The sequence below is a fragment of the Sterolibacterium denitrificans genome, assembly GCF_900174485.1.
Lineage (GTDB): Bacteria > Pseudomonadota > Gammaproteobacteria > Burkholderiales > Rhodocyclaceae > Sterolibacterium > Sterolibacterium denitrificans.
Map to the genome: position 1 here is coordinate 78772 of NZ_LT837803.1, position 22558 is coordinate 101329.

The 22558-nt window shown below is 66.8% G+C and carries 21 protein-coding genes; 15 read left to right on the forward strand and 6 right to left on the reverse strand.

What is annotated here, in order from left to right; genetic code table 11:
* Positions 1-118: 118 nt before the first annotated feature.
* The 8 genes from cbiB to SDENCHOL_RS00425 are packed head-to-tail and all read left to right on the forward strand — an operon-like array spanning position 119 to position 6856.
* Positions 119-1048 carry an adenosylcobinamide-phosphate synthase CbiB gene (cbiB, locus tag SDENCHOL_RS00390; protein ID WP_154715657.1) on the forward strand — a complete coding sequence of 310 codons (930 nt, stop codon included), beginning with the start codon at positions 119-121 and terminating at the stop codon, positions 1046-1048.
* Positions 1041-2054, forward strand: a complete 1014-nt coding sequence (gene cobD, locus SDENCHOL_RS00395) for a threonine-phosphate decarboxylase CobD (protein ID WP_154715658.1) — start codon at positions 1041-1043, stop codon at positions 2052-2054. Before cbiB ends, cobD begins: the two co-directional genes overlap by 8 nt.
* The gene (gene cobU / locus SDENCHOL_RS00400) at positions 2042-2566 is read left to right on the forward strand and encodes a bifunctional adenosylcobinamide kinase/adenosylcobinamide-phosphate guanylyltransferase (RefSeq protein WP_154715659.1); all 525 of its coding nucleotides are present in this window, start codon (positions 2042-2044) and stop codon (positions 2564-2566) included. Before cobD ends, cobU begins: the two co-directional genes overlap by 13 nt.
* Positions 2563-3621 carry a nicotinate-nucleotide--dimethylbenzimidazole phosphoribosyltransferase gene (gene cobT, locus SDENCHOL_RS00405; RefSeq protein WP_154715660.1) on the forward strand — a complete coding sequence of 353 codons (1059 nt, stop codon included), beginning with the start codon at positions 2563-2565 and terminating at the stop codon, positions 3619-3621. The genes cobU and cobT overlap by 4 nt, the downstream gene beginning before the upstream one ends.
* The gene (locus SDENCHOL_RS00410; RefSeq protein WP_154715661.1) at positions 3618-4250 is read left to right on the forward strand and encodes a histidine phosphatase family protein; all 633 of its coding nucleotides are present in this window, start codon (positions 3618-3620) and stop codon (positions 4248-4250) included. The genes cobT and SDENCHOL_RS00410 overlap by 4 nt, the downstream gene beginning before the upstream one ends.
* On the forward strand, positions 4247-5026 hold the full coding sequence (locus SDENCHOL_RS00415) for an adenosylcobinamide-GDP ribazoletransferase (protein ID WP_154715662.1): 780 nt from the start codon (positions 4247-4249) through the stop codon (positions 5024-5026). The genes SDENCHOL_RS00410 and SDENCHOL_RS00415 overlap by 4 nt, the downstream gene beginning before the upstream one ends.
* Positions 5027-5075: 49 nt before the next feature.
* Positions 5076-6065 carry a FecCD family ABC transporter permease gene (locus SDENCHOL_RS00420; protein WP_154715663.1) on the forward strand — a complete coding sequence of 330 codons (990 nt, stop codon included), beginning with the start codon at positions 5076-5078 and terminating at the stop codon, positions 6063-6065.
* Positions 6062-6856, forward strand: a complete 795-nt coding sequence (locus SDENCHOL_RS00425) for an ABC transporter ATP-binding protein (protein WP_231912881.1) — start codon at positions 6062-6064, stop codon at positions 6854-6856. The genes SDENCHOL_RS00420 and SDENCHOL_RS00425 overlap by 4 nt, the downstream gene beginning before the upstream one ends.
* Before the next feature lie 27 nt (positions 6857-6883).
* Here the strand turns inward: SDENCHOL_RS00425 and SDENCHOL_RS00430 are convergent, their stop codons facing one another.
* Positions 6884-7786, reverse strand: a complete 903-nt coding sequence (locus SDENCHOL_RS00430) for a cobalamin-binding protein (protein WP_154715664.1) — start codon at positions 7784-7786, stop codon at positions 6884-6886.
* Between the two features lie 163 nt (positions 7787-7949).
* Between SDENCHOL_RS00430 and SDENCHOL_RS00435 the strand changes: the two genes are divergently transcribed.
* Both SDENCHOL_RS00435 and SDENCHOL_RS00440 read left to right on the forward strand, forming a co-directional pair.
* Positions 7950-9689 carry a proline--tRNA ligase gene (locus SDENCHOL_RS00435; RefSeq protein WP_154715665.1) on the forward strand — a complete coding sequence of 580 codons (1740 nt, stop codon included), beginning with the start codon at positions 7950-7952 and terminating at the stop codon, positions 9687-9689.
* Positions 9690-9694: 5 nt separating this feature from the next.
* Entirely contained in the window at positions 9695-10303 is a 609-nt protein-coding gene (locus SDENCHOL_RS00440; protein ID WP_420031042.1) for a lytic transglycosylase domain-containing protein, read from the forward strand.
* Positions 10304-10319: 16 nt separating this feature from the next.
* Here SDENCHOL_RS00440 and SDENCHOL_RS00445 read toward each other — a convergent pair whose 3' ends face one another.
* The 5 genes from SDENCHOL_RS00445 to SDENCHOL_RS00465 form a co-directional block, all read right to left on the reverse strand.
* Positions 10320-11156, reverse strand: a complete 837-nt coding sequence (locus SDENCHOL_RS00445) for a DUF2145 domain-containing protein (RefSeq protein WP_154715666.1) — start codon at positions 11154-11156, stop codon at positions 10320-10322.
* Positions 11157-11165: 9 nt separating this feature from the next.
* Entirely contained in the window at positions 11166-11969 is an 804-nt protein-coding gene (rsmA, locus tag SDENCHOL_RS00450; protein WP_154715667.1) for a 16S rRNA (adenine(1518)-N(6)/adenine(1519)-N(6))-dimethyltransferase RsmA, read from the reverse strand.
* Entirely contained in the window at positions 11966-12928 is a 963-nt protein-coding gene (pdxA, locus tag SDENCHOL_RS00455; protein WP_154715668.1) for a 4-hydroxythreonine-4-phosphate dehydrogenase PdxA, read from the reverse strand. The genes rsmA and pdxA overlap by 4 nt, the downstream gene beginning before the upstream one ends.
* Complete coding sequence (locus tag SDENCHOL_RS00460; RefSeq protein WP_231912882.1) at positions 12925-14247, reverse strand: peptidylprolyl isomerase; 1323 nt, start codon at positions 14245-14247, stop codon at positions 12925-12927. Before SDENCHOL_RS00460 ends, pdxA begins: the two co-directional genes overlap by 4 nt.
* An 82-nt stretch (positions 14248-14329) precedes the next feature.
* Entirely contained in the window at positions 14330-16744 is a 2415-nt protein-coding gene (locus SDENCHOL_RS00465; protein WP_197706796.1) for an LPS-assembly protein LptD, read from the reverse strand.
* A 96-nt stretch (positions 16745-16840) separates the two neighbouring features.
* On the opposite strand from SDENCHOL_RS00465, the gene SDENCHOL_RS00470 reads away from it, so the two are divergent.
* From SDENCHOL_RS00470 to SDENCHOL_RS00490, 5 genes are read left to right on the forward strand one after another with little or no spacing between them, the layout of a single operon-like run.
* Entirely contained in the window at positions 16841-17854 is a 1014-nt protein-coding gene (locus SDENCHOL_RS00470) for an aminoglycoside phosphotransferase family protein (RefSeq protein ID WP_154715670.1), read from the forward strand.
* 3 nt (positions 17855-17857) lie between these two features.
* Positions 17858-19138 (forward strand): Eco57I restriction-modification methylase domain-containing protein, encoded by a 1281-nt coding sequence (locus tag SDENCHOL_RS00475; RefSeq protein WP_154715671.1) that lies wholly within the window; start codon positions 17858-17860, stop codon positions 19136-19138.
* Positions 19135-19836 (forward strand): N-acetylmuramate alpha-1-phosphate uridylyltransferase MurU, encoded by a 702-nt coding sequence (gene murU, locus SDENCHOL_RS00480; protein ID WP_154715672.1) that lies wholly within the window; start codon positions 19135-19137, stop codon positions 19834-19836. The genes SDENCHOL_RS00475 and murU overlap by 4 nt, the downstream gene beginning before the upstream one ends.
* Before the next feature lie 34 nt (positions 19837-19870).
* On the forward strand, positions 19871-21190 hold the full coding sequence (gene pepP, locus SDENCHOL_RS00485; RefSeq protein WP_154715673.1) for a Xaa-Pro aminopeptidase: 1320 nt from the start codon (positions 19871-19873) through the stop codon (positions 21188-21190).
* Complete coding sequence (locus tag SDENCHOL_RS00490) at positions 21183-22427, forward strand: FAD-dependent monooxygenase (RefSeq protein WP_154715674.1); 1245 nt, start codon at positions 21183-21185, stop codon at positions 22425-22427. The genes pepP and SDENCHOL_RS00490 overlap by 8 nt, the downstream gene beginning before the upstream one ends.
* Positions 22428-22558 lie beyond the last annotated feature (131 nt).

The window sequence follows — 22558 nt, forward strand, 5'->3', positions numbered from 1 at the left end:
CCGGCTTCCGCCGCAGCACAGCGGCGCCTGCATTCCACTGGAGGAATGCAGGCGCCATTTTTCATCCAGCCCGCGCGGTACCACCTGTTTCCGTGCCTGACGCCATGATCCATCGCCAGTGACTCCCGACCTGCCTTTCATCCTCAGCCTGCTGGCCGGGGTAGCCATCGATCGCTGGCTGGGCGAGCCACGGCGCTGGCACCCGCTGGTGGGCTTCGGCCGGCTGGCCGACGGTATCGAGCGCGGCTTGCGCCGGGGCGTGCCGGGCCATGCCCTGGGCAACCGTCTGCGCGGCCTGCTCGGCTGGCTGCTGCTGGTGTTGCCGCCGGTGCTGCTGGCCGCCTGCTGGCGCCACCCCATCCTCGATGCCCTGCTGCTGGGTTTCGCCCTGGGCGGCCGCAGCCTGATCGAACATGCCCGGCCGATCGGCCAGGCTCTGCTGGACGGACGGCTGGAAGAAGCCAGAAGGGCGGTGGCGCGCATCGTCTCGCGCGATTGCGATCAACTCGACGAAACGGCCGTCGCCGGCGCCGGGGTCGAATCCGTGCTGGAAAACGGTCACGATGCCGTTTTCGCCACCTTGTTCTGGTTCTGCGTCGCCGGCGGCGCCGGGGCCTTGCTGTATCGCCTGGCCAACACCCTGGATGCGATGTGGGGCTACCGCGATGCGCGCCGCCGCTACTTCGGCTGGGCGGCCGCCCGCCTCGACGACCTGCTGGGCTGGCTGCCCGCGCGCCTGACCGCTATCACCTATGCCCTGCTCGGCAACCCTCAACATGCCTGGCGTTGCTGGCGCGAGCAAGCCGGCCGCTGGCAAAGTCCCAATGCCGGCCCCGTGATGGCGGCAGGCGCCGGCAGCCTGGGCGTGCGTCTGGGCGGCGCGGCGCGTTATCACGGCGTCCGGGAACATCGTCCAGAACTGGGCTGCCGGCGCCCGGCGCGCGCCGCAGACATCGAGCGCGCCCTGTCCCTGGTAAATGGCGGCGTGCTGCTGTGGCTGGGCCTGAGCCTGGTCTGGGCCGTGCTCTGGAGACTGCTGCATGCTTGAACATGGCGGTCGCCTGCGGGCTGCGGCGCTGCGCTACGGCATCGCGGCAGAGGACTGGCTGGATCTGTCCGCCGGCATCAATCCGCATCCCTGGCCAGGACTGCAGTCACTGCAAATCCCGACCAGCGCCTGGAGCCGCCTGCCGGAAGATGAAGACGGGCTGATTGGCGCCGCCTGTGCCGCCTATGGCGCGGCGCATGCGCTGCCGGTCGCGGGTACGCAGGCGGCGATCCAGGCGCTGCCGCGTCTGCGCGCCCCCGGCCGGGTGGCCATCGAAACCCCGGGCTATGCCGAACACGCCCAGGCCTGGCAACGGGCCGGTCATCAATGCCTGAACTGGCAAAGCGAATGCGCGGATGAGGCGCTGCTCGACACGCTCGATGTACTGGTGCTGATGCAACCCAGCAATCCCGGCGGCGTGCGCAACGATCCGCAACGCCTGCTGGCCTGGCATGAGCGTCTGGCCGCCCACGGCGGCTGGCTGGTGGTCGACGAAGCCTATGTCGATGCCACGCCCGGGGACAGTCTGGCCGCCTGCAGCCAGCGTCCCGGCCTGATCATCCTGCGCAGCCTGGGCAAATTCTTCGGCCTGCCGGGCGCGCGCGTCGGTTTCGTGCTGGCGGCACGCGGCCTGCTCGATGAACTCGCCGACGATCTGGGGCCCTGGCCGCTGGCCGGCCCCTCGCGCTGGCTGGCCACGTCGGCCTTGCGGGATATGGACTGGCAGGCGGATCAGCGCCGCCACTTGACCGAACAAGGACGGCGATTGGCCAAACTGCTGACAGAATACGGTCTGCCACCGGCGGGAGGTTGCGCCTTGTTTCAATGGTCGATCACCCCGCAGGCCGAACGGCTCTACCGGCAACTGGCGCAACGCGGCATTCTGGTGCGCCTGTTTCGGTCGGAACCCGGCCCGGCCAGTCTGCGTTTCGGCCTGCCCGGCGCCGAATCCGGCTGGCAACGTCTGACCACTGCGCTCAAGGAAATTTCGTCATGCAAACCCTGATACTCGGCGGCGTGCGCTCCGGCAAAAGCCGCCTGGCCGAACGCCTGGCGGTAGACAGCGGCCTGCCCGTGAGCTACATCGCCACGGCGCGCGCCGACGATGCCGAGATGCAGGCGCGCATCCAGCACCACCAGGCCAATCGCCCCAGCCACTGGCGGACGGTGGAAGCGCCGCTGGCGCTGGCCGACGCCCTGCAACGGGAGGGAAGCGCCGAACCCAGGCGCCTCATCCTCGTCGATTGCCTGACCTTGTGGCTCACCAATCTGCTGCTCGATCCCGATCCCGCGCGCCTGGCCCGCGAGCGCGCCGCCTTGCTGACCACGCTGCCGCAACTGCCGGGCGAGCTGATCATGGTCAGCAATGAAACCGGCCTGGGTATCGTGCCGCTGGGCGAACTCACCCGCCGCTATTGTGATGAAGCCGGCCGCCTGCATCAGGACATCGCCGCCTCGAGCGGGCGCGTCATTCTCACCATCGCGGGCCTGCCGCATTACCTGAAAGGCAAACCATGAATCCGACTGACGACTGGATCAGCCAGCCGCCCCATTCCCTCGATGCCCATGCCGAAGCCGCCGCCCGCGCGCGGCAAGACCAGCTCACCAAGCCGCCCGGCGCGCTGGGACAACTGGAAACGCTGGCCATCCGCCTGGCGGCTTTGCAGGGGCGCGCGCAACCGCAGGTGGAAAAAATCCATATCGCCGTCTTCGCCGCCGATCATGGAGTGATGGCCGAAGGCGTCTCCGCCTTTCCGCAGGCGGTCACTGCCGAGATGATCAGGAACTTCGCCCGCGGCGGCGCAGCCATCAGCGTGCTGGCGCGCACGCTCGGCGCCCGTCTGGAAGTCATCGATCTGGGCACGGCGGGCGGCTTGGCGGATGTTCCCGATGTGCGCCATCTCGCTCTCGGCCCGGGAACGGCCAATCTGGCGCAGGCGGCGGCCATGACGGCCGAACAGCTTCAAGCCGCGCTGGCCGCGGGCCGCGCCAGCGCCGAACGCGCCGCGGCGGCAGGTGCCGAACTCTACATCGGCGGCGAAATGGGTATCGGCAACACCACCGCCGCCGCGACGCTGGCCTGCGGTCTGTTGAATGAAAGCCCGACGCGGCTGGCCGGCCCAGGCAGCGGTCTGGATGCGCCCGGCGTAAATCGCAAAATCGAAGTCATGCAACGCGCGCTGGATTTCCACTACCCCAATCTATGTCAGCCGCTGGAAACGCTGCGCCGCGTCGGCGGGTTTGAAATCGCCGCGCTGGCCGGCGCGTTCCTGCGCTGCGCCCAACTGGGGCTGCCCGTGCTCGTCGATGGTTTCATCGTCACCAGCGCGGCGCTGGCCGCCGAGCGCATCAATCCGGGCACGGCCGAGTGGTTTCTTTACGGCCATGCTTCGGCCGAACCCGGCCATCAACGCCTGCTGCAGGCATTGGGTGCCCAGCCGCTGCTGCAACTGGGTCTGCGCCTGGGAGAAGGCAGTGGAGCGGCTGCCGCCGTGCCGCTGCTGCGCCTGGCCTGCGCGCTGCACAACGACATGGCGACTTTTGCCGAAGCCGGCGTCTCGGAAAAGCTATGAATATCGGTCTGCTGCGCCATGGCGCAACCTGCGAAACGAGCGACGGCGTATTGCGCGGACGCGGCGACGATGCGCTGTCTCCCGAAGGCTGGCGGCAACTGCGGCGTGCCGCAACCACGACGGCCCAGCCGCACCGCTGGCGGCGCATCGTCAGCTCGCCGCTCAGACGCTGCGCCGACTTCGCTCATGAGCTGGCCGCGCAGTGGGCGCTGCCGCTGAGCATCGATGCGCGTCTGAGCGAACTCGATTTCGGCGCTTGGGAAGGCCGGCATTTCAACGACCTGCTCGCCGAGCCGGACAGCGCGGCGGCCCTACAAGGCTTCTGGGAAGATCCCTGGCGCCATCCGCCGCCGCAGGGCGAAACCCTGCTTGCCTTTGAAGCCCGCGTGCTGGCCGCCTGGAATGAACTCAGCGCGGTTTGCGCGGCCGAGGCCGAGGCCGAAACTTCGGCCACCCTCGTCATCACGCATGGCGGCGTCATTCGCCTGCTGCTGTGCGCGATGCGCGGTCTCCCGCGCACGGAACTGCTCAAGCTGGACGTAGCCCATGCCTCGCTGCATCTGCTGCCCAGCCAAGCATTGCGCCCCCTTTCGAGGCCCGGCGACGTCAGCATGCCGGCATCGACATGAACCCTGTGCGCCTGTTCTTCATCGCCCTGCAGTTCCTCACCCGGCTGCCCAGTCCGCTCAGGCGCCTGCCGAGCGAAGTGGAAATCGGCCGCGCCGTGCTCTGCTATCCGCTGGTGGGCCTGCTGATCGGCAGCCTGCTGGCGGGCATGGCCTGGCTGCTGGCCGCGCATCTGCCTCATCTTCCCGCCGCCGCCCTACTGCTGGCGTTCTGGATCTGGCTGTACGGCGGCCTGCACCTGGATGCCCTGGCCGACAGCGCCGATGCCTGGGGCGGCGCTGTCGGACAAGTTCAGGGCCAGAGCCGGCGCGAGCGCGCCCTGGCGATCATGAAGGATCCCAACTGCGGGCCGTTTGGCGTGGTGGCCGTCGTCATCCTGCTGCTGTTGAAGTTCGCTGCCCTCGCCAGCCTGCTGGATCGGCCGGCGGACGGCCGGGCATTCGATTTCCTGCCGCTCATCCTGGCGCCGCTGCTCGGCCGCACCCTGCTGCTGCCGCTGTTCATGACGATGGACTACGTGCGTCCCCAGGGGCTGGGCAGCGCCATGCACGCCCATTTGCCCCGGCCCGCCGCCTGGCTGCTGCTGGCCGCAATCATCCTGCTGGTCGCGCTGCTTTGCGGCCCGCGCGCGCTTGCCCCGCTGCTCGCCGCCGCCGGCGTGTTCCTGTTGCTGCGCCGCCTGATGCTGCGGCAGATCGGCGGCATGACCGGAGATACCGCCGGCGCCCTGGTCGAAGTCGTCGAAGCCGCCGTCCTGCTGGCGTGCCTGTGGTATTGAAGTCCGCATGAATACAATCCGGCAAATCGCAACCAGGAAGAAGCAAGCCATGTCCTCCCGTCGCCGCGCCATATTGGTTCTCGTTCTGCTCACGCTGCTGGGTCTGGGCAGTCTGGCGCTGGCGCTGGGGGCGGGCACCCTGTCGATTCCGCCCGGCGAAATCCTCGCGGCCCTGGCGGGTCAGGACACCGCGTCGCGGGCCATCATCATGGATCTGCGCCTGCCACGCGCGCTGGCCGGCTTTGCCTGCGGCGGCCTGCTGGCGCTGGCCGGGGCGCTGATGCAGGTGCTCTTGCGCAATCCGCTGGCCGATCCCTATGTGCTGGGCATTTCCGGCGGCGCCGGAGTGGGCGCACTGCTGGCGATGCTGCTCGGGCTGGCCGGCTGGTTGTTGTCGGGTTTCGCCTTTGCTGGCGCGCTGGCCGCCATGCTGCTGGTCTTCGGCCTGGCGCGCGGCGACGGCAGCTGGACGCAGACCCGTCTGCTGCTCACCGGCGTGGTGGTGGCTGCCGGCTGCGGCGCGATCATCGCCCTGATTCTCAGCATCGCGCCGGAACAGCAGCTCCACGGCATGCTGTTCTGGCTGATGGGCGATCTGTCGCAGGTCATCGCCAGCACGCCGGTATTGCTGCTGCTGGCGCTGGCACTGGCGGTCGTCCTGCCCTTCGCGCGCGAACTCAACCTGCTGACGCGCGGCGCGGATCAGGCGCACGCGCTCGGCGTGGCGGTGACGAGGCTGCGCCGCATCATCTACGTCGTCGCCTCGCTGGCGACGGCTGGCGCGGTAACTGTGGCCGGTTCGATCGGCTTCGTCGGCCTGATCGTGCCGCACCTGGTGCGTCTGTCCATCGGCAACGCCATGGGCAGCGATCATCGCCTGCTGCTGCCCGCCACCGTGCTGGCCGGCGGCAGCCTGCTGGTGCTGGCCGATACGCTGGCGCGCACGGTGATTGCGCCGACGCAATTGCCCGTCGGCGTGCTTACCGCGCTGATCGGCGTGCCGGTGTTCCTCTTTCTGCTGGGCAGGGGACGGCCATGAGCGGCATGGACAACGTTTCGGCTTCGGCTGCATCGCCTGCGCTGCTGCAGGCGCGCGAACTGTCGGTCAGCATCGGACTGCACAAGGTCTGCCTCGGGCTGGATTTCGAACTGCCGCCCGGCAGTTGCCTGGGCATCCTCGGCCGCAACGGCGCGGGCAAATCCACGTTGCTGTCGACGCTCGCCGGCTTGCGTCCGGCCGATGCCGGCACGCTGCGCCTGGCCGGCAAGACCTATGCGGAACTCGGCTTGCGCGCGGCGGCGCGCCTGCGCGGCTGGCTCGGCCAGGATCGCCACGATCCTTTCGCCAGCAGCGTGCTGGACAGCGTGCTCAGCGGCCGTCATCCGCACCTCGATCGCTGGTCCTGGGAGTCGGCCGGCGACACCGCCATCGCCCATGCCGCCCTGGCCGCGACCGGGCTGACCGGCATGGCCGAGCGCGAGATTCATACCCTTTCCGGCGGCGAGCGCCAGCGCGTGGCCATCGCCACCCTGCTGGCGCAGGAACCGCGGGTTTATCTGCTGGACGAGCCGCTGGCGCATCTCGACCTGAATCACCAGATCGCCACCCTCGAACTATTTTCCCGTCGCGCCCGCGATACGGGCGCGGCCGTCATCATGGTGCTGCACGATCCCGGTTTCGTCCTGCGCTACTGCGACCAAGCTTTGCTGCTGTTCGGCGACAGCCGCTATCTGGTCGGCCCGGTGGAGCAGGTGCTCGACGAAACCACCTTGACGAGTCTGTACGGCCACCCGCTGCGCCGGGTCGAAAACGCCTTCATTCCGCAGTAGTCGCGGGCGTTGCCCCATTCACGCCGCTCATGGCCGGCGGCTGCGGGCGATTTCCAGTTGCTGGCAGAGTTGCTCCGTCCCCGCCACCAGCCGCGGCGTGGCACGCTGGATCAGATCGGGTGGAATGAAAAACAGATTGTCGCGGCGCACCGCCGTCAGGGACGGCCAGCGCCGCCAGTCATTCAACCAGTCCGGCCGCACGGCCTCCATGCCGCTGGCGATGATCGCTTCCGGATCGGCGGCGATCACCGTTTCCACCGATATCGTCGGCGCCAGCGTGCGCAGCGCGGCGAAGACGTTCACTCCGCCGCACGACTGCATGACTTCGCTGATCAGTTGATCGCCACCCACCGTCATCAGCGGCTGCTTCCAGATCTGGTAGAACGCGCGCACCGGCGGCAGCGCCGCATAACGGGCGCGCAGTTCGCCCATGCGCTGGCGGAAATGATCGGCGGCCGCCTGCGCCTCGACCAGCGTGCCGGCCAGCCGGCCATAGCGTTCCAGATCCTTGGCCACATCATCGATGCGCTGCGCATCCACCATGAACACGGGAATGCCCAGGGCGCGCAACTGCCTGACATGCGCCAGCGAATTGCCGCTGATCCAGCCGATGGCCAGATCGGGCTTGAGCGCGGCGATGGCCTCCAGATCGGGCTGGATATAGCTGCCGATGCCGGTCACTTTTCTGGCGGCGGGCGGAAAATTGCTGTACTCGACCACGCCCACCACCTGCTTTCCCGCACCAGCGGCAAACAGCGTTTCCGTGACATGCGGCGCCAGGCTGATGATGCGCCGGGCCGGCGCGGCCAGGCGCAGCGTATCGCCCCGGTCGTCCGTCACGACGATTTCAGCCTGGGCCGATGCGCTCGATGCGTTCGATGCGCTCAACCCGGCCAGGGTCAGCAACAACAGCAAATACAGGGTTCTCATGTGACGCCTTTGGCAAACGGGATCGGCAGTTTACTGTGTGGGGGGGCTCGTCGGATAACGGGGGGGGACACGTGGGTCGGGCGGACACATGGGTCCGCCCCTACGACACAAGGTAGAATCTGCATTCTCTTTCCATCTTTCATTTTCTTGCCAACGGTCCGTCATGCGCGCCTCACAATTTTTCATCAGTACCCTCAAGGAAGCTCCCTCCGACGCCGAGATCGTCAGCCATCAACTGATGCTGCGCGCCGGCCTGATCCGCCGTCTGGCCGGCGGCATCTACAGTTGGCTGCCGATGGGGCTGCGCGTGCTGCGCAAGGTCGAGAACATCGTGCGCGAGGAAATGAACCGCGCCGGCGCGATCGAGTTGCTGATGCCGGCGGTGCAACCCGCCGAGCTGTGGCAGGAATCCGGCCGCTGGGAGCAGTACGGCCCGGAGTTGCTGCGTTTCAAGGACCGGCATCAGCGCGATTTCGTCATCGGCCCGACCCACGAGGAAGTGATCACCGACATCGCCCGCCGCGAGATCAAGAGCTACCGCCAGTTGCCGCGCCACTTCTACCAGATCCAGACCAAGTTCCGCGACGAGATCCGCCCGCGCTTCGGCGTCATGCGCGGGCGCGAGTTCCTGATGAAGGACGGCTATTCCTTCCACACCTCCTTCGCCGACCTGCAGCGCGAATACGCCAGCATGCACGCCACCTACACGCGCATCTTCAGTCGCCTGGGCCTGCAGTTCCGCGCCGTGGCCGCCGACACCGGCTCGATCGGCGGCAGCGGCTCGCACGAATTCCACGTGCTGGCCGATTCCGGCGAGGATGCCATCGCCTACTGCCCGGCGGCGGATTCGGACTATGCCGCCAACGTCGAGCTGGCCGAGGCCCTCGCGCCCGCCGCGACGCGGGCCGCGCCGGAACTGATGCTGGCGAATGTGCACACGCCCGGCAAGACGCGCTGCGAGGATGTCGCCGCGCTGCTGGATCTGCCCGTGCAGCGGATGGTGAAGACCATCGCCGTGGTGCGCAATGAACTCGAAGTCGGCGCGCCGGGCTGGTTCTGCCTGATCCTGCTGCGCGGCGACCACGATCTGAACGAAATCAAGACGCAGAAGCTGCTCGGCGATTTTCGCTTCGCCAGCGATGAGGAGATCAAGCGCGCCATCGGTTGCCTGCCGGGTTACATCGGCCCGGTCGATCTGCGCTTCGCCCACATGATCGCGGTGTATGCCGACCGCGCGGTGATCAACATGAGCGATTTCGTCTGCGGCGCCAATGCCGAGGGCTATCACCTCACCGGCGTGAACTTCGGCCGCGACGTGCCCGAGCCCTATCAGGTCGACGACTTCCGCAACGTCGTTGCCGGCGATCCGTCACCGGACGGCAAGGGTCTGCTCGAGATCTGCCGTGGCATCGAAGTCGGCCACATTTTCCAGTTGCGCACCAAGTACGCCGCCGCCCTGAAATGCACTTTCCTCAACGAAAGCGGCCAGCCGCAGACCATGGAAATGGGCTGCTACGGCATCGGTGTCTCGCGCATCGTCGGCGCGGCCATCGAGCAGGGCAATGACGAGCGCGGCATCATTTTTCCGGCAGCGCTCGCGCCCTTCGAGGTGGTCATCGTGCCGATGGGCTATCACAAGTCGGAAGCCGTGCGCGCGGCGGCGGATCGGCTGCTGGGCGATCTCGCGGCAGCCGGCATCGACGCCATCCTCGACGATCGCGACGAGCGCCCCGGCTCGATGTTCGCCGACTGGGATCTGATCGGCGTGCCGCATCGCGTCGTCGTCGGCGAGCGCGGCCTGAAGGAAGGCCGGCTCGAATACAAGGGTCGCCGCGATGCCGAGGCGCAGATGCTGGCCGCGGCCGAGGTACCGGCCTTCCTGCAGGGCAGGTTGTGCGACTGAAGACGCTGATCCTGGGTCTGGGCTGCCTGGCCATCGTCGGCACGGCTCAGGCCGGCAATCAGCGTTACGAGCCGCTGGCCGCCAGCGTGCGCGCCGCCCTGCATGCCGCCATTGCGGATCGCGCCTCGCCCGAACCGCGCTTTCCCAGCCTGGAAGAAAAGATCAACTGGCTGACCGAGATGTCGCGACGCCTGGAAAAACGCATGCCGGATCGCACCGCCCGCCTGGAGTTTCTCAAGACCGTGCATTACGAAGCCACGCGCGCCGGTCTCGATCCACAACTGGTGCTGGGCCTGATCCAGGTCGAAAGCGGCTTCAAGAAATACGCCGTCTCCTCCGCCGGCGCGCGCGGCTACATGCAGGTGATGCCGTTCTGGATCCGGGAAATCGGCCAAAAGGACAACAACCTCTTCCACCTGCGCACCAACCTGCGCTACGGCTGCACCATCCTGCGCCATTACCTGGACATCGAAAAGGGCGACCTGTTTCGCGCCCTCGGCCGCTACAACGGCAGCCTGGGCAAACCGGAATACCCCAACATGGTGCGCGCGGCCTGGGAACGGCACTGGCACTGGCCGCAACACCAGATGCTCAGTCAGAACACCCGGAACTGAAGCGCCGCGTTGCCCTCTACCGCGAGTGAGCCGCAGTACCGGAGAGCGGCGAAATTCCGGCCGGCTCGCCGGCAAACCTCAAATATTCCACCCGGCTGCCCGGATCGACCTGCTGCAGATAGGCGGCGATGCGCTCGAAGGTAGCGGTGACGGCCGTGCCGGGTTGATCGATCAGCGCCACTTCGCGGCGGAAGATGCCGGCCAGAAGCAACTTGACGGGGTTCACCCGCACCGGCTCGGCGATGAAATGAGCTTGCGTCAGCGCTTTGATGCGCTGGATGTCGGCGGTTTGATGAAGCGCGGCGTGGATCACGTCGAGGATGAATTCGGTGCAGTTCTGCCGTCCCAGATTGTAGGGGTTGGCGATCAGGGAATAGCGCGGATCGTGCAGCGCGGCGTAGGTTGGCGAGTGGATCACCGCCAGCAGGCGTTGCTGGAGCTCGCTCGAGGGAATCAGGATGCCGGCTTCCAGCTCGGCGACTTCGCTGAAGAAAGCCGCCGGCGCGTCGTCTTCCAGGCGGCTGCGGTCCGGGCGGTCGTCGTATTGATAGAGATTGTGGATGACATAACCCGCGCCCGTGGCCGAGCGTTCGGCCAGACCGACGTGGGTGAAGCGCATGCCCTCGGGCATTTCAGCCAGCGGCCGGCCCATGCGGGCGAGCAGCACCAGGCGGGCGCCGCTGGCGTCGAGGGCGGCACTGACCTGCCGGGCGAACGCCTGGCGTTGCGCAGCGGTGGGGAGCGTGTCGGCTGGAGCGTTCTCGGTCTCGGCCGCTGCAGTTTCGGCCTGGGCGAGGGGTGCGGCCAGAAACAGCAAGCTGCTCAACAGGCACAGGCGCAGGATGGATTTCATGGAGACTCCCTATACGGTCGCGGCATTCGCCAGACGCACGAAATCATCCAGCGCCAGTTCTTCGGCGCGGGCGGTGGCGGCAATGTCCAGCGCTTGCAGCGCCGCCGGGGTGAAGAATCCGGCCAGCGTATTGCGCAGCATCTTGCGGCGCTGGCTGAAGGCGGCGGCGACGATGCTGGCGAACAACGCTTCGTCCTTCGCGCCGAGCGCCGTGGCGGGCAACGGCACCATGCGCACGATGGCGGAATCGACCTTGGGGGCCGGGCTGAAGGCCGTCGGCGGCACGAGGAACAGCAGTTCCATGGCAAAACGGTATTGCAGCATCACCGACAGCCGGCCGTAGGCGGCCGTGCCAGGGGCGGCGACCATGCGCTCGACGACTTCCTTCTGCAGCATGAAATGCATGTCGCGCACTTGCCCGGCGCAGGCGGCCAGATGAAAGAGCAGCGGCGTCGAGATGTTGTAGGGCAGATTGCCGACGATGCGCAGCTTCCCCGCTGCCTGCGGCAGGCTGGCGAAGTCGAATTCCAGCGCATCGCCTTCGTGGATGGTCAGGCGCCCGGCCGGGAAACGCTGCTTCAGGCGAGCGATCAGGTCGCGGTCGATTTCGACGACGTGCAAATGCTTGAGCGTGTCGAGCAAGGGCGTGGTGAGCGCTGCCAGGCCCGGGCCGATCTCGACCATGCAGTCGTCTGCCTGCGGCGCGATGGCGGCGACGATGTCGTGGATGACGCCCTGGTCCTGGAGGAAGTTCTGACCGAAGCGCTTGCGCGCCCGGTGGTGTCCGCCCTGTTCGCTGCGTTGACTTTTCATCGGCAGAGTTCGAGCGCGGCCGCAATCGCCGCACGCAGGCTGCGACTATCGGCCCGGCCCGTGCCGGCCAGATCCAGCGCCGTGCCATGGTCGACCGAAGTACGCACGATGGGCAGACCGAGGGTGATATTCACGCCGTCTTCGAAGGCGGCATATTTCAGCACCGCCAGCCCCTGGTCGTGGTACATCGCCAACTGGGCATCCGCGTCTTGCAGTTGGTGTTTGGTGAACAAGGTATCGGCCGGCAACGGGCCGACCAGGTTCATGCCTTCGCCGCGCAGTTTTTCCAGCACCGGCGCGATGACTTCGATTTCCTCGCGCCCCAGGTGGCCGCCTTCGCCGGCGTGCGGGTTGAGGCCGGCGACGAGGATGCGCGGTGCGGCGATGCCGAACTTGCGCACCAGATCGCGATGCAGGATGCGCAGCGTGGCGGTCAGATCATCCGGCCTGATGGCGTCCGCCACCTCTCGCAGCGGCAGGTGGGTGGTGGCCAGCGCCACGCGCAGGCCGGCGCCGGCGAGCATCATCACCACGCGCGGCGTGCCGGTCTTTTCGGCCAGGTATTCGGTATGGCCGGTGAATGGCAGACCGGCTTCGTTGATGATGCCTTTATGCACCGGCGCGGTGACCATGGCGGCGAATTCGCCGCTGCGGCAGCCGGCCAGCGCCTGGTCGAGCAGTTCGATGACGTAGGCGGCGTTCTCGCGCGCCAACCGGCCCGGCTGGCTGGACACGCGCAGCGGCACGTGGCGGATTTCAAAACGTCTGCACGCTTCGAGCGAACCCGGCTCTGCGCCGATCAGTTGCGCCCGTTCGGCCAGCAGATTGCGGTCGCCGAGGATGACCAGGCGCGCGGGGAAATCATGGCCGGTCAGCGTCAGGCACAGTTCGGGGCCGATGCCGGCCGGCTCGCCGCTGGTGATGACGATCCGCGGCAGCTGATCGTCAGCCGGGGTCATTTTTCTTCCAGATGCAGCTCGACGTAGGCGCCGTCGCGAATCTGCCGGATCCAGTCCTGATAGGCCTCGTCCAGCCGGCTTTCGCGGATCGCCTGGCGGGCGGCCAGGCGCTGGCGATCGACCGATTGCGTCTCGATGCGGCGGCCGAGCACCTGGATGATGTGCCAGCCGAACGGCGACTTGACCGGCGCGCTGATCTCGTTGTCGCGCAGCGCATTCATCGCCTGCTCGAACTCCGGCACGGTATCGCCCTCGTAGAGCCAGCCCAGATCGCCGCCCTTGGCCGCGGAGAGATCATTGGAATTGGCGCGCGCCAGTTCGGCGAAGTCGTCGCCGTGATCGAGACGCTCCTTGAGCTGCTGGGCCTTGCGCTTGGCCTCGGCCTCGGGCACCAGCTCATTGACCTTGATGAGGATGTGCCGCGCATGCGTCTGGCGCATCGGCCGAATCGACTTGCCGGCCGCGCTGCGTTCGATCAGCTTGACGATGTGATAACCGGCCGGACTCTGCAGGACGTTGCTCACCCCGCCCGCTTCGAGCTTCTTCACCGCATCGGCATACAGCGGCGGCAGGTGTTCGAGCGGACGCGGCCCCAGCAGGCCGCCGCTCATGGCGTCCGGCGCATCGGAAAAGCTCGCGGCCACGCGCGCGAAATCATCGCCCCGCTGCAACTGCGACAGCGCCTGCTCGGCGCGCGCGCGCGCGCGCAGCAACTGCTCGGTTCCGGCCTGCTCGGAAACCCGCAGCAGGATGTGGGCGACGTTGTACTCCTCGCCGCCCTGGGTCGTTGCCGCCGGCGTCGCCAGGTAGTTGTCGACCTCGGCTTCGGAAATCATGATGCGGCTGTCGACCTCGCGCTCGCGCACGCGGCCGATGATCATCTCCTCGCGCACGCCTTCGCGGAACTTGCTCCAGGTGATGCCGTCCTGCTCGATCGCATAGCGGAATTCGCTGAGGCTCATCTTGTTCGATTCGGCAATGCGGCGCAGATAATTATCGAGCTGTGCGTCATCGACCTGGATGCCGTTTTCCTTGGCGAACTGGAGCTGTATCCGATCGATGACCATGCGATCCAGCATCTGCTTTTCCAGTATCTCGCGCGGCGGCAATTGCGTGCCCTGTCCGCGCAGTTGCCGCTCGACGGTTGCCAGGCGCTCCCTGAGTTCATTGAGCGTGATCGCATCCTCATTGACCACGGCGACGATCCGGTCGGCCAGCGCGGGCGCATCGGTGATCGCGGCAAAAGCCGTGGACGGAACCAAAAGACCGAGGCCCGCAAGCAGGCTGGCGAATAGCGAAGCAAGAATCTGCGATTTCATGGGCATTCCATCATGGGTGAAAGTTGCAGAACGGGGACGTGTTCAATGTTGCAAGGACGCAGGCGGGTATTTTCGAACAGCTTCACGGCATCGCGCCGGCCGCTTGCGCGGAGCGGCCATAGCCGGGAATGCTGCGCTTGAGCAAGTCCAGGGGGTTGGAGCCGACACTGGCGAAACCGTTCAATTCGAGCTGTATGAAGAAAGCGGTGCTCGAATCGCCGGTTGCCGTGGCGATGCGCTGCAGTACCACGCGCGAACTCCAGCAGTCCGCATTGTATTCAAGACCGCCGACGCTCTCGATGACGCGATGATCTTCCAGCGAATAGTTGTAGCGCCCGACCACCGACCAATTGATGGACAGCGGCCACTGCCCGGCAATGTCGATCTGGCGCACATCGCCGCTGGTCAGCGAAGTGAGTTGGTTGCGGTTGTAGCGATAGCCGGCGGAAAGCACCTTGCCCGGCTCCGGCTGGTAGCGGCCGGAAATGGACAGCCGGTGCACCTGGTCGTCATGCGGGTTGAATTGCAGGCCGGCATCGAGCGTCAGCCGGGGCGCGATCTCGCCGCTCAGCGCCGCCAGAAAATCGGCGGTTCTGGTCGTGCGCACCGTCTCGCCCGGCAGCGTCACCAACTGGTCCTTGAAATAGAAACGCTGGCCGATGGCGCCGCGCAGCAGTTCGGCGCCCGTCTCCGGGTCTATCAGCCGCGAAGTCACCGCCGCGGTCAACTGGTTGGCATCACCGATGCGGTCGTCGCCGCTATAGCGGTTCTCGGAAAAAATCTGCGCGAAATTGAAGTCGGTCAGGCCGCTGTCGAAGACCGGGATCCGGCTCTGCTCGCGTGTCGGCACGCGCAGGTAGTACAGGCGCGGCTCCAGCGTCTGGGTCAGGCTGCGTTCGGCAAGTTCGAGCGGACGCTCGAAAACCACGCTGCCATCGAGACTGAACAAGGGCACGTTGCGCGTCAGGCGCTCGCCCGGCTTGCCATTCCAGCCAGCCAGGTCGTAGGTCGTCGAATGCAGCGCCAGCTTCGGCGTCAGGGAAAACGCCGCCGTCTGGATGGGCAGCTCGAACTGCGGATTGAGGATGGTGCGCGTCCCCTCGATCTGGTTCGGATGAACGAAGCGGACGAACTCGCCGCGAAAACCGAAATGGCCGTCGAACGGCAGGTCGGCACGATTCGCATTCAGCGTCAGTTGCGGCAGACGGCGGTAAGGAATGGCCATCGGCGGCAGGGCGGGATCCTGCAGGGTCTGGTAACTCTGCGCCATCAGGCTGGCATTCCACCAGGTGCTGGCATAGCCGAACACGCCCTGGCGCAGCAGGTTGTTCCGCGCGATATTGGTCATCCGCGACGACAGGTCACTGAAATAGGTGTCGTCGGAAACGCCGTTGAGATCGAGGCTGCCGGTAAATCCGCGGCCGAAATTCTGGCTGTGGTTGTAGCTGTAGCTGCTGCGTTGCCGGTGCGCCACCCGGTCGTCGGGCAGCACGTCCGCCTGCAGGGTGCCGCTGTAATTTTCATCGAGATAGCGGAACTCGCTGCCCAGGGCCAGGCCGCGCTTGGTCATCAGGCGCGGGGTGAAGGTCGCATCCATGTTCGACGCGATATTCCAGTAATAGGGAACCGAAAGCTCGAAACCACTCTTGCTGGTGGTGCCGATGGTGGGCGCCAGCACGCCGCTCTTGCGCTTGTTGTTGAGCGAGAAAGTCAGCCAGGGGGAATACAGCAGCGGCACGTCCTGAAAGACCAGCGTGGCATCGTCGGCATCGCCGACTTCGGTGTCGTAATCGAGCTGAATGCTGCTGGCGCGCGCGAACCAGGCCGGATCGGAAGGCGCGCAGGTGCTGTAGGTCGCACTGCTGAGCCGATAGTGGTTCTTGCCCTCGAAGTCGATGCGCTGCGCCGCGCCGCTGCCGACCGTCAGCGGACCGGAAGCCCCGCCGGCCGGCGCCCGCTTGATGGTATAGCGCGGCGCCTCGAAGAAACCGATGTTGTCCGCCATTTTCAGGCGCAGATGCGGGCCGCTGATCACATCCTCGTTCTGTCTCAATTCCACGTTGCCGATGGCCTCGACCTCGTCATCGTTCTGTCGATACACGAGGCGATCCGTGGTCAGCACGTTGTCCGCGCGCCGCACGCTGACGTTGCCTTCCGCCACCGTCTCGACGTCGTTCAGGCCGGTGATGCGATCCGCCTCGATGAAGGACGGCAGCGGCGCATCCTTGCCTTCCACCGGCGGCGTACCGAATTCGTAGCTGATTTGCAGGGAGCGGTCCCGCACCACACCCGAACCGGCCGCGCGCGCGGACTCGTGCAAGCCAAGCGCCGTCACCACCAGCAGCGGCAGCAATAACCGCCGGAAAGCCTGGCCTCGCCGAAGAAAACGCATGTGCACGATGAAGTCGGGTTTCCGATTGTTGGTTTGCTGAATCGTTGAGTCGTTATTTCGAGCGGCGGACGCGGCTGCCGCCAGCGCCGGGGCCTGGGACGTCACGGGCGGGTGCTAGAATCGGCCGATTCTAGCATTGGCTCGCACGCCGCCCAAGGTGCTTGCGCCGCCTGCATCCATCCCGCTCCATTCCACCTCAGCATGGAACGCCAACGACAAATCATCGACTGGCTGCAGCAGCTCCAGCCCGGCCGCGACTTCAGCCTCGCCCCGGCCTCGGCCGATGCCAGCTTCCGCCGCTATTTTCGCGTCCGCTACGGCGACGGCCGGACGCTCATCGTCATGGATGCGCCGCCCGGCCGGGAAGACTGCCGTCCCTGGCTGCACGTCCAGCAGCTCTTCGCAGCCACCGGCGCGCACGTGCCGGAGGTGTTGGCGCAGGATGCCGAACGCGGCTTCCTGCTGCTCTCCGACCTGGGCGGCACCACCTACCTCGCCGTACTGCAGGCCGACCCGGGCCGGGCGCGGACGCTCTACGAGGATGCCGCCACGGCGCTGATCCGCATCCAGGCGGCAAGCCGCCCCGGCGTGCTGCCCGAATACGATCGCGCCCTGCTGCTGCGCGAGCTGATGCTGTTTCCCGACTGGTACGTGGCGAAGCACCTCGGCATCGACATGAACGCTGCCCAGCGCAACGTAATGGAACGGGCCTTCGAGCGCATCCTCGCCGTCAATCTCGACGAACCGCGCGTCTTCGTGCACCGCGACTACCACTCGCGCAACCTGATGCTGCTGGACGGTGAAGACGGCAACAATCCGGGCATCATCGACTTCCAGGATGCCGTCTACGGCCCGCTCAGCTACGACCTCGTCTCGCTGTTCAAGGATGCCTACATCGAATGGGACGAAGAACAGACGCTGGACTGGCTGGTGCGCTACTGGGAAAAGGCGCGCAAGACCGGCCTGCCGGTGCGCGCGGACTTCGGCGAATTCCATCGCGACTACGAATGGATGGGCGTGCAGCGCCACATCAAGGTGCTCGGCATCTTCGCCCGTCTCTGCCACCGCGACGGCAAGGAGGCTTATCTCAAGGACATGCCGCTGGTGATGAAATACCTGCGCCACGCCGCCGACCGCTACCGCGAACTCGGCCCCTTCCTCAAGCTGCTCGACGAACTGGAAGGCCGGCAGGAGGAAGTGGGGTATACGTTTTGAATCATGGGGCGAAAATCAAGCTCATCGGCCGTACGAACCGTACAAACGGTACCAACGGCACCAACCGTACGTAACGTCGAAACCCTCGGCCAGGTCTTCACGCCGCCCTGCGTGGTGCGGGCGATGCTGGCGCTGCGCAGGCAGGCCGGACGGGTGCTGGAACCCGCATGTGGCGATGGCGCCTTCTCGAACGAACTGCCGGATTGCGTGGCCATCGAGCTGGATCGCCGCCATGCGCCGCCGGGCAGCCTGAACATCGACTTCTTCGCCTATCCGGAAACGGAGAAATTTTCCACCATCATCGGCAATCCGCCCTACGTCCGCCATCAGGACATCCTTCCGGAAAGCAAGGCGCTCATCGCATCGCAGTTGTTCGATCAGCGTTCCAATCTCTATCTGTTTTTCATCGAGAAGGCCGTGCGTCACCTGATGCCGGGCGGCGAGCTGATTTTCATCACCCCGCGCGACTTTCTGAAAACCACCTCCAGCGTGCGGCTGAATCGCTGGCTGCATGAACATGGCACGATCACCCATGCCATCGAGCTGGGCGATGCCCGAATCTTCACGGCGGCCGTCCCCAACTGCCTGATCTGGCGTTTCGAGAAGGATTGCCGCGATCGCTCGGTGCAGTACGCGGAAATCGGCAACCGGGACGCGCTCGCGACGGCGCTGGCCGCGCCGCGCTGGGAGCGGCGGCATTTCGTCGAAAACGCAGGCCATCTGATCTTCGCGAAAGCGCTGCACAGCCTGCAGCTAAAGGACATCGCCCGCGTCAAGGTCGGCGCCGTGTCGGGCGCGGACGACATCTACGCAGACGAAAAACTCGGCAACCGCGACTTCGTCTGCGCCGCCACCGCCAGGACCGGCAAGACGCGCCGCATGATCTGGGTCGACAAGAACGCCCGGCCGCCGAAGGCGCTGCTGCCCCACAAGGCTCGCCTCATCTCGCGCGGCATCCGGCCGTATGACGAATCCAACTGGTGGCAGTGGGGACGCGGCTATCCCATCACGGACGCGCCCCGGGTATATGTGAATGGCCGGACGCGCCAGTCGCAGCCATTCTTTCTGCATGCCTGCAAGAACTTCGATGGCGCGGTATTGGCCATCTTTCCGCACGACCCGGGCATCGACCTGGCCGCCTTCTGCGCGGCCTTGAATGCGGTCGCCTGGGATCAGCTCGGCTTCGTCTGCGACGGGCGCTACCTATTCACCCAGCGCAGTCTGGAAAACGCGCCCCTGCCGGCATCCCTCGAACGATTCATCCCCGGGCATACGCCACCATGAAAGCCATGATCCTCGCCGCAGGACGCGGCGTACGCATGCGGCCGCTGACCGACAGCGTGCCCAAGCCCCTGCTCCCCGTAGCCGGCAAGCCGCTGATCGTCTGGCAGATCGAGCGGCTGGCGGCGGCTGGCATGATTGATCTGGTCATCAACCATGCCCATCTCGGCGCGCAGATCGAGGCGGCGCTGGGCGATGGCGCGCGCTTCGGCGTGCGCATCGCCTACTCGCCGGAAGCCGAGGCGCTGGAAACCGCCGGCGGCATCCGCCAGGCCCTGCCGCTGCTCGGCGACCAGCCTTTTTTCGTCGTCAGCGCCGACATCCATTGCGCCTGCGACTATCGCCAACTGCTCGACGATCTGCCACTGGCCGACGACGCGCTGGCCTGTCTGTGGATGGTCGCCAATCCACCCTGGCATCCCGGTGGCGACTTCGCGCTGCGCGAGGGCCGCCTGCGCCTGGCCGATGACGGTGGGCCGCGCCTGACCTACGCCAACTTCGGCCTGTTCCGCCCGGCCATGTTCGCGCAGATTGCGCCGGGCACCAAGCTACCGCTGCGACCGCTGCTCGATGCGGCGATTCCTGCCGGGCGCATCCAGGGCGCGCGGCTCGATGCGGTGTGGGACAATCTGGGCACCCCGGCCCAGCTCGCGGAACTCGATGCGCGGCTGCGCCGGCAACTCCAGAATCCGAAATCCTGAAACCGATTTCGCCGTCCTTGCACTCATGGCACTCATGAACATCCAGCCTTTCATCGCGCGCCGCGCGCGCCTGCTCGAACACATGCAACGCCACGGCGGCGGACTGGCCGTGATTCCCACCGCGCCCGAGCAACTGCGCAACCGCGACACCCATTATCCCTATCGCCCCGACAGCTACTTCCATTACCTGAGCGGCTTCGGCGAGCCGGAAGCCGTGCTGCTGCTGATCGCCGGCGACAATCCCCGCAGCATCCTGTTCTGCCGCGAGAAGGACGTCGAGCGGGAAATCTGGGACGGCTTCCGCTGGGGGCCGGAGGCGGCGCGCGAAGCCTACGGTTTCGATGCCTGCCATCCCGTCGCGCAATTCGACGACAAACTTGCCGAACTGCTGGCCGACCAACCCGCGCTGTGGTTTTCGCTGGGCTTCGATGCCGTCTGGGATGCGCGCATCGCACAGGCCCTCAACGCCGTGCGCGCCCAGGCGCGCAACGGCAAGCGCGCGCCGGCGCAGTTGCAGGACGTGCGCGCCGCGCTCGACGAGATGCGCCTGATCAAGGACGCCAGCGAAATCGAACTGATGCGCCGCGCCGCCGACATTGCCGCCAGCGCCCATCGCCGCGCCATGCAGGCAACGCGCCCCGGCCTGCCCGAATACGCCATCGAAGCCGAACTGCTGCACGAATTCCGCCGCCATGGCTGCCAGGCGCCGGCCTACGGCAGCATCGTCGCGGGCGGAGCCAATGCCTGCATCCTCCACTACATCGACAACGATCAGCCGCTCAGGGACGGCGAGCTGCTGCTGATCGACGCCGGCGGCGAGCTCGACGGCTATGCCGCCGACATCACCCGCACTTTCCCGGTGAATGGCCGGTTCAGCGGCGCGCAGGCCGACGTATATCGACTGGTGCTCGCGGCCCAGGAAGCCGCCATCGCCACGGTCAAGCCGGGTGTCGGCTTCATCGCGCCGCACGATGCGGCAGTGCACGTGCTGGCGCAGGGGATGCTCGACCTCGGGCTGCTGCGCGGCTCGCTCGACGGCATCATCGAATCGGAAGCCTACAAGCGCTATTACATGCACCGCACCAGCCACTGGCTGGGCCGCGACGTGCATGATGCGGGCGACTACAAGCACGGCGAGCAATGGCGCGCGCTCGAACCCGGCATGCTGCTGACCATCGAACCGGGCTGCTACATTCGCGCCGCCGACGACGTACCCGCCGCCTTCCATGGCATCGGCGTGCGCATCGAGGACGATGCGCTGGTCACCGGCGACGGCTGCGAAATCATCACCCATGAAGCGCCAAAGAACATCCGCGAAATCGAAAACCTGATGGCCGAGGCGCGGCATGGCTAAGTCAGGCGATCCGACCTACTTCGGCGCCCATCTGGCGGACATCGCGGCGCCGCCGCGCACGGCAGAGGAGGCAACCCCGGTCGCCATCATCGGCGGCGGGCTGGCGGGGATGACGCTGGCGCTGGCGCTCAGGCAGCACGGCATCGGCGCCCGCATTTTCGACGCCCGGCCGCGCGGCGCGGCGCGTCATGATCCGCGCGCGCTGGCGCTCTCGCACGGCTCGCAGCAGACCTTCGCCTGGCTCGGTCTTTGGCCGCAGATTGCCGCCGCCGCCACGCCGATCGTCAGCATTCACGTCTCGCAGCGCGGCGGCTTCGGCCGCACGCGCATCACGGCGGCCGAACAGGACGTGCCGGCGCTGGGCCAGGTCGTTGCCGCCGGACACATCGCCGCCGTGCTCGATACCGCGCTCGCCGCCGCAGGCATCGAGTACCACGAGCACACGCGCATCGACTGCGTGAATATGGATGCAGATACCGGACGCGTCTGGCTGCGCGATGACCGCGGCGACGCACGGGACAGCGCGCGCCTGGTGATCTATGCCGAAGGCGCGGTCGACGCGGCGCATGCCGACGCTGCCACGCAGACGCGAACCCGCGACTACGGCCAGCATGCGCTGGTCTGCGAGGCCCGCACGAGCACGCCGCACCACGGCACGGCTTACGAGCGTTTCACCGCGCAGGGGCCGTTGGCCCTGCTGCCCTGCGGCGCGGCCGACAATTTTTCGGTGGTCTACACTTGCTCGCCGGACGAAGCCCGGCGTCTCCTGAGTCTGGACGACGCCGCTTTCCTCGCCGCGCTGCAGGCTCACTTCGGACTCGGGCAGCGCCTGCGCTTCGTCGCCGCCACGCCGCGCCACGTCTTTCCGCTCGGCCTGCGCTATCGCCGCTCACCCATCGGCCCGCGCCGCGTCTGGCTCGGCAACGCCGCGCAGACCCTGCATCCGGTGGCCGGCCAGGGTTTCAATCTGGCGCTGCGCGACATCCGCGATCTGGCCCGCGTGCTGACCGGCAGCCCCGATCCGGGGGCAAGGGCGACACTCCAGCGCTACGCCAATACGCGCCGTATCGACCGCGCCGGAACGATCGGCTTCACCGACGGCATCGTGCGCCTGTTCAGCAACGACCTGCCGCTGCTGCGCGAAGGCCGCGGCCTGGCCCTACTCGCGCTCGACCTGCTGCCGCCGCTGCGCGGCCTCGTCGCGCGGCGCATGATGTACGGCACGCGCGACGGTTAGACGCCAGGACAGCAATCCACACCCTGCCTGTTCCTGCAACACCACACGCCACGTCCGGCGGCTGCCTGCCAGGCGCCTGCACCACATTGACCGCTTTCGATCTCCCTGCATTTCTTCCGGAAAACAGCAGC